The sequence below is a fragment of the uncultured Algibacter sp. genome (genome assembly GCF_905480415.1).
Lineage (GTDB): Bacteria > Bacteroidota > Bacteroidia > Flavobacteriales > Flavobacteriaceae > Algibacter_B.
The window spans coordinates 1-6,264 of record NZ_CAJQQI010000151.1 but is presented as its reverse complement, the minus strand read 5'-3'; the positions used below and the strand labels follow the sequence as shown (position 1 = coordinate 6,264).

9 protein-coding genes and 1 pseudogene are annotated in these 6,264 nt (G+C 32.9%); all 10 read right to left on the bottom strand.

The features are described from left to right. Positions 1-372: 372 nt before the first annotated feature. A complete protein-coding gene (locus QZ260_RS10390) occupies positions 373-1,851 on the bottom strand; it encodes a cryptochrome/photolyase family protein (protein WP_295985876.1) in 1,479 nt (492 codons plus the stop codon). Then, positions 1,852-1,983 (bottom strand): DUF2256 domain-containing protein, encoded by a 132-nt coding sequence (locus tag QZ260_RS10385; RefSeq protein ID WP_295985874.1) that lies wholly within the window; start codon positions 1,981-1,983, stop codon positions 1,852-1,854. It lies immediately after the preceding gene. After that, the gene (locus tag QZ260_RS10380; protein ID WP_295985873.1) at positions 1,980-3,440 is read right to left on the bottom strand and encodes an FAD-binding domain-containing protein; all 1,461 of its coding nucleotides are present in this window, start codon (positions 3,438-3,440) and stop codon (positions 1,980-1,982) included. Before QZ260_RS10380 ends, QZ260_RS10385 begins: the two co-directional genes overlap by 4 nt. Further along, positions 3,437-4,552 carry an FAD-binding domain-containing protein gene (locus QZ260_RS10375; RefSeq protein WP_295985871.1) on the bottom strand — a complete coding sequence of 372 codons (1,116 nt, stop codon included), beginning with the start codon at positions 4,550-4,552 and terminating at the stop codon, positions 3,437-3,439. The genes QZ260_RS10380 and QZ260_RS10375 overlap by 4 nt, the downstream gene beginning before the upstream one ends. Continuing rightward, complete coding sequence (locus QZ260_RS10370; RefSeq protein WP_295985868.1) at positions 4,552-4,860, bottom strand: TIGR03643 family protein; 309 nt, start codon at positions 4,858-4,860, stop codon at positions 4,552-4,554. The genes QZ260_RS10375 and QZ260_RS10370 overlap by 1 nt, the downstream gene beginning before the upstream one ends. Positions 4,861-4,907: 47 nt before the next feature. Then, a complete protein-coding gene (locus QZ260_RS10365; protein ID WP_295985866.1) occupies positions 4,908-5,057 on the bottom strand; it encodes a hypothetical protein in 150 nt (49 codons plus the stop codon). Continuing rightward, a complete protein-coding gene (locus QZ260_RS10360) occupies positions 5,054-5,230 on the bottom strand; it encodes a hypothetical protein (RefSeq protein ID WP_295985865.1) in 177 nt (58 codons plus the stop codon). The genes QZ260_RS10365 and QZ260_RS10360 overlap by 4 nt, the downstream gene beginning before the upstream one ends. An 89-nt stretch (positions 5,231-5,319) precedes the next feature. Next, positions 5,320-5,739, bottom strand: a complete 420-nt coding sequence (locus tag QZ260_RS10355; RefSeq protein ID WP_295985862.1) for a DUF2452 domain-containing protein — start codon at positions 5,737-5,739, stop codon at positions 5,320-5,322. Between the two features lie 3 nt (positions 5,740-5,742). Then, positions 5,743-5,907, bottom strand: coding sequence for a Lacal_2735 family protein (locus QZ260_RS10350; protein WP_295985861.1), 165 nt, complete (start codon positions 5,905-5,907; stop codon positions 5,743-5,745). A gap of 206 nt (positions 5,908-6,113) precedes the next feature. Next, a pseudogene (locus QZ260_RS10345) lies at positions 6,114-6,264 on the bottom strand (type 1 glutamine amidotransferase domain-containing protein); the annotation flags it as partial.

Sequence of the window (6,264 nt, the reverse complement as noted above, 5' to 3'; positions counted from 1 at the left end):
GATGCTCTTTTGGAGAATTTCCTTGAGATATATAATGCAGTTTAGGTATAATCATGTCTTATTCTTATTAGCTATACACTTTGAATTTTTAAAGGCGTTTACTAAGTTTTTTCTAATAAAAGATTGCCCGTCAAAGTTGATAAGAAATTCTTATTTAAAAATCTCTGTATATATGTATTCCACTGGAAGCAAAAATACAAATGTTTGATCACCCAAGTACAACTGTTTCTTATGAAATCTAAGGACTGTGGAATATTTTATATAGTTAACCATTATAGTTTAACATTCAAATTGTAATAATCAATCCACAAATAGCTAGCACAGAATTACTCGATATAAGTCTAAAGACTATTCTATTTACGACTATTACTTTTAAAGTTGAGCTAAATATAACTCTGCATTTTCTAAATGTTTATGTCTTTTTTCTTGGGGCATTTTATCAAACATGGCAACAAGCATTCCTAATCTTGGGTTTTGTCTAAAAAAACTACGATGTGTATCCATAAAACGCCAAAAAAGGCCATCCCAAACGGCTTGCCATTCACCTTTTTTATAATTACTCATTTTCATTAAGTAGTTACTACCACTTATATAGGGTTTTGTGGCCATCAATCCGCCATCTGCAAATTGACTCATTCCGTACACATTTGGCACCATTACCCAATCGTAGCTATCTATAAACAGTTCCATAAACCATCGGTAGACTTCGTCGGGATCAAATTCGCAAAGCAACATAAAATTACCTAGAACCATGAGACGCTCTATATGATGACAGTAACCCGTTTCTAATGTTTTTTTTATGGTTTGATCTATTGGGTATATTCCTGTGGTTCCATCATAAAATGATTTAGGAATCTTTTTAGTGAATCCCCAAAAATTACGTGTTCGCTCATCACTTCCTCTGCTCTCATATATTCCCCGAATAAATTCTCTCCAACCAATTATTTGACGTACAAAACCTTCTAACGAATTGATGGGAATATTATTTGTTTCCGCGAAAGCGATACTTTGTTCAATCACATAGGCGGGTGAAATTAACCCTATATTGAGCATGGGAGTTAATACGCTGTGATTTAAAATAGAATTTTCTGCTACAATGGCATCTTCATACGTACCAAATTCTAGAAAACGTTGTTCTAAAAACTGCTGAAACCAAAGTTTGCTAGTCTTAAAATTTGTAGGATATAACCCATTGGTAGTGAGTTGTCCAATGTTTGTTGAGAAGTTTTTGTCTACATATTCAAGAGCTTCTTTATAAAAGGAATCTACGTCTGGAAACTGTATGGCTGGAGGTGTTTTTTTTGCTGGATATTTTTTTCTGTTCTCTGCATCAAAAGTCCATTTTCCACCAGTGGGTTTACCGTCCGGATCTATTAAAATATGTCTGTTGTTTCTTTGAGCCGTATAGAAGCTCGTTTGATGGTATTTCTTTTTATCACTTCGGAAAAAAGGTTGCAAATCTTCCTTAGTGTTTAAAAATAATGGTGAGTCGTAAACATTTTTTTCAATACTATTGTCCAAACAGCCCTTAGCTATTCGTTTTTGAAGCCAATTATCAACAGGGTCTATATAGGTAATATTGGTTATTCCAAGAGATTTCAAATAGGGAATCAATTCTCGAATATCTGATATATCCTTAGAAGATTCAATATAGTCAACTTCAATGTTTTTTGAAATTAAAAAAGCTTCATAATGTTTCATCGTTGCTCTATGAAACGCTATTTTTTGTTTATGAAAATTATAGTGTTTAAAAAATAGCAATTCTTCAACAAGAAATATAGGGAAACCATTCTCTAATAGTTGCGAGTGTTCAAATAGTTGATTCGGAAAAATAAGATTTATTGCTTTCATTTATGTTTTGTTTCTTCTGCAGCGTTCACTGCAATATTTTACTTCTTCCCAATTCTTCTTCCATTTTTTACGCCACGTAAAAGGTCTTTCACAGACTACACATATCTTTTGAGGTAAATTTTCTTTTTTCATATCCTTTTGTTGACGTGTGTTGCCAAAATACGCTGCTTTTCAGCATTGACGGCCGGATGTTTTTTATGTCCCCAAATTTTATCTCTCGCTTTTTTTGCACTCGCTTTAAGATCTACGATAGGTAAGGGATAATTTAAACCTATAGTTACCCCACAAAAAGTTTGTTCCATAACGCTCATAGTCCATGGTTCGTGAATGTAGGCGGTGGGTACATTTGCCAATTCAGGAACCCACTTTTTAATGAATGTCCCTGCGGGGTCATGTTCTTGAGAGTTTTTTACAGGATTATAAAGTCGTACCGTGTTAATACCTGTAGTTCCTGCTTGCATTTGAAATTGCGGATAATGAATACCTGGTTCATAATCTAGAAACTGACGCCCTAAATGATACACGCCATCTCTCCAATCTTGATCTAGATTAAGTGTTAAAAAAGAAACGACCATGGCCCGCATTCTAAAATTAATCCATCCTGTTTCCTCAACAGCCCGCATACAAGCATCTACGATTGGATAGCCAGTTTGTCCGGTCTTCCAAGCTTTAATGAATGTCTCATTCTTTATATGCTCTAATAATTCGTAACCATTGTTTACGCAATGAGTTTCATAGGTGCATTCTACTTCAAATTTCTGAATAAAATGACAATGCCAATGTAAACGTGTTAACATTCCAGAAAAGGCTCTGTTATTAGCGGTTCCGTTGGGATGCGTACCTACAAATTGAAACACTTGCTTGATACTGATATTACCCCAAGCGAGATAAGGTGATAAACGACTGCAAGCTGTTCTACTTTCAGTAGGTTTAGAGATGTGTCTATGATAATTAAACCCTCTTTTTTGAGCGAACGATTTCAGGTAACGCCATGCATTTTCTTCTCCTGCAGGTTGGTATTGTTTTGGATAGTTTTCTAGCTTAGTAACTAATTCTGAAGGTACTACATACGAATGCTCAAGTGCATTAAGTGTAGTTACTGAATAATAATTTTTGATAATAGGAGCGTGCATGGCTGCATGCCATCGTTTATTCCAAGTAGCTCTATTTTTTAAACCTCTAATGATACCATCACGTTGAGATTCAATCCATCTGATTTTGTTTTTAGTACAATATTGTTTGATTTGTTTGTCACGTTTCCAAGTGGTTTTAGTACCACTCTCTTGGTAACTTAAAAGTTGTTGTATGGTATAGTTTTTAGTAAGAAAAGTAAAGACATCGATTGCTTCTCCGTAAAAGACTTCAATAGTACGATTGTAGTTTTTTAAGCGCTTATTAAGTGATTTTATAGCATGGTAAACAAACTGTAAATGCCTTAAACTGGTATCTGGATAATAAATGACGCTTGGTTCAAAAAGATAGATAATAAAATATGGAATTCCATCTTGCTCCGCCCTATGCAGAGGTTCGTGATCTTGTAATCGAAGGTCACGCTTTAGCCAAACGATATTTATAGCTTCCCGATTCAAAATATAATTTCTTTTTTACATTTTTTCCAAAAGGCAAAGAAAGAAGGGTAGTAGCCTTTTAAAGTAAACATCCAATCTCTTTCATCTTCTATGCCTTCATAATGTTTATTTAAAGGATGCTCTTTGTAATAGATATTTTCTAAATGATATAAAGTTTTAAGTTCGCTGAACTCACCAACATATATTTGCATATTCTCTATATTATCTGAAAGATCAACTATAAAATCAATAGTCTTTTGAGACACGGGATATTGTTTAAAATGTGACGGTTCAAGTAAAAGAATACGATTTGTAGAAAATTCCTTTTTCCAAAGTGGGTCTAAGTTATAGAAATTATAAATAAGCGTTGGAAGTTCTTCATTTATTATTATGGATTTTGGCTCTGGGAGCGGTGTTATTAATTCTAATAATTCTGAAGGACGTAATACTTCTGGTATGCGAAAGCTTTCAAAATCATCATAAGATACGTCCAAAAACGTATTTGTCTGCTTACTATAACAGAAATTATTGATGTTTTCTTGATTGGCATAATATTTCTTGTTGCTATTGGCTCCTGCAACCCATTGCCAGCTAAGCGCATTACTAGCCCAATCGGCATCGAGTAGATGATAGTACATCCATTGCGCAGGATGTTTCCAACGGTTTTGGGCTATATTACACGCCATAGATGCAATATACATTCGTACATGATTATGAAGGTAACCTGTTTTATAAAATTCATTAATAGCCTTGTCTATAACGTCTATTCCTGTTTTTGCGTTATTGATGGCTAAGGATAATCCATTCGTTGCAACAGGTTCTTGTTTACGTCTTAAATCTTGATTAATGGCGTCGCCTTTAACTATCCAAACCTGCTGCCAATAATCTCGCCACGCCAGTTCTTGAATGAATTTTAATATAGGACTTGGATGAAAACCACGGCTTAACAATGCTTGATACACAAATTTTGTAGAAATAACACCACGAGAAATATACGGCGATAGATAGCTTACTTCGCCATCAATGTAATTTCTGGAAGGTCCATAAGCGATAGGATCTATTGTTGCTATTCTATGAAGTATGGCATCATATTCTGTTGAGAAATGGACTTTTTTATGTGTATCATCCAACATTAACGTTTACTAATTTTATTACCAGAAATCGCACGTTGTCTAGAGCACTTAAAGCGTGTAATGTCAGCACTTCGTTTTTTTAAATGTTTTGTGCTTACGCCACTATTTACTCGTTTTCTCCAACGTTTAAAACTAGATTCTTTAAGATTACCACGCATTAGCTTAATAACTTCATTTTCGGCAATACCAAACTGAAATGTTATCGCTTCAAAAGGCGTGCGATCTTCCCAAGCCATTTCGATAATACGGTCTAATTGTCTTTCTGTAAAGCTATTTTCTTGAATGATATCTAAACTACTTTTTCCCATATTAGATTTGACTTTAAATAGTAAAAAATAAATAAATAATACTCAGCTCACTTATTGTGTTCTTCATCAGAATTTTGCTTTAAATTTGGATAGTTCTCTTCTTTTTGTTTCTTGTTTGAATAGAAAATATTATAAAATGTTAAAAACATATATGTGGCAAATATTACGCCTCCAATTATAAAAAATGATAAATTCATAGTTTTCTTCTTTGTCTAATTGCTATTGCAAACAATAATATTGTACCAGGCCAGTGTGCAGAATATTGGGCTTCAGCTGTCATACCAAAAAGCCCTAATCCTACAGAGTATAATAAACAAAGGAAGGCTAAAATAACAGGATACCATTTTAAAATTATTTCTTTCATTTTCATTTTTTTATTAGTTTTTAAAAACACTACGTACTTGTGTATTGTTATTAATTAAATTAGATTTTCTTTATTTAATGCGCAGTCTAACTGTTTTATGGTATAACATCTAAACTACTTTTTTTCCATATTTGATCTACGTTTAAATAGAAACTTCCAAGTGAATTAAAACTGCATTCGTTTGGTGCGATAATGGACAAAAAGTTTTCGCCATTCTCACGCACATATAAATGATAATGTTGACCAATAATAGGCTCAAAAGAAAATTTTGCATCGTGTATTAGTCTATTATCCTCAAACTCTTGCATTAGCTGCTCATATTGTTCTTTGATTTCTTTAAATCTAGTTTGAACTTTATGGTTCAGTTTATTAATACTTCTATTTTTCCAAGCAATAGTATCTGTACTAGTAATTACTGGAGCGCCCAAATTGGTTGCATATGGCTTTAGAGAAGCGTCGTATTTTTGAGTCTCTATGTTATAAACAACATTATCAGGTTTTTTTTTACCGTCCATCTGTTACTTTAGCTTTTCTAATTTTTTCATAATTTCATCAGCCTCATAAGCCTTTTGGTCACTTAGTTTTCTGTTACTGGTAGAAAGACTGTATGCTTCTTTAGTCAGCTTTTGATATTGCTCGTATAACTTATCTTTTTCTGATTTTTTTTTAAATAGCCCAAACATAAATATAGGTTTAAATTAATATTCCATAACTGGAAGTTATTTCAAATATACAAAATGTTTAAAGTTTTATCATTAATGTTAAACAAAAAATTTATTTATTTAAATTATTGGACCTAAATAATCCTAAAAATCATATGTGATGACAATAAAATTAAAAAAAAAGGTTACTCTAAAAAGAGCAACCTTTATATAGATTTAAATTTTTTTTATTTCAAACTTTCTAATAATTTTTCGGCTACTAACTCAGAAGATGCTGGATTTTGACCTGTAATTAAATTCCCATCTTTTATAGCATAAGCTGCCCAATCTTCTTTTTTAGAATAGATGCCGCCGTTTTCATTCAACATATCTTCTACT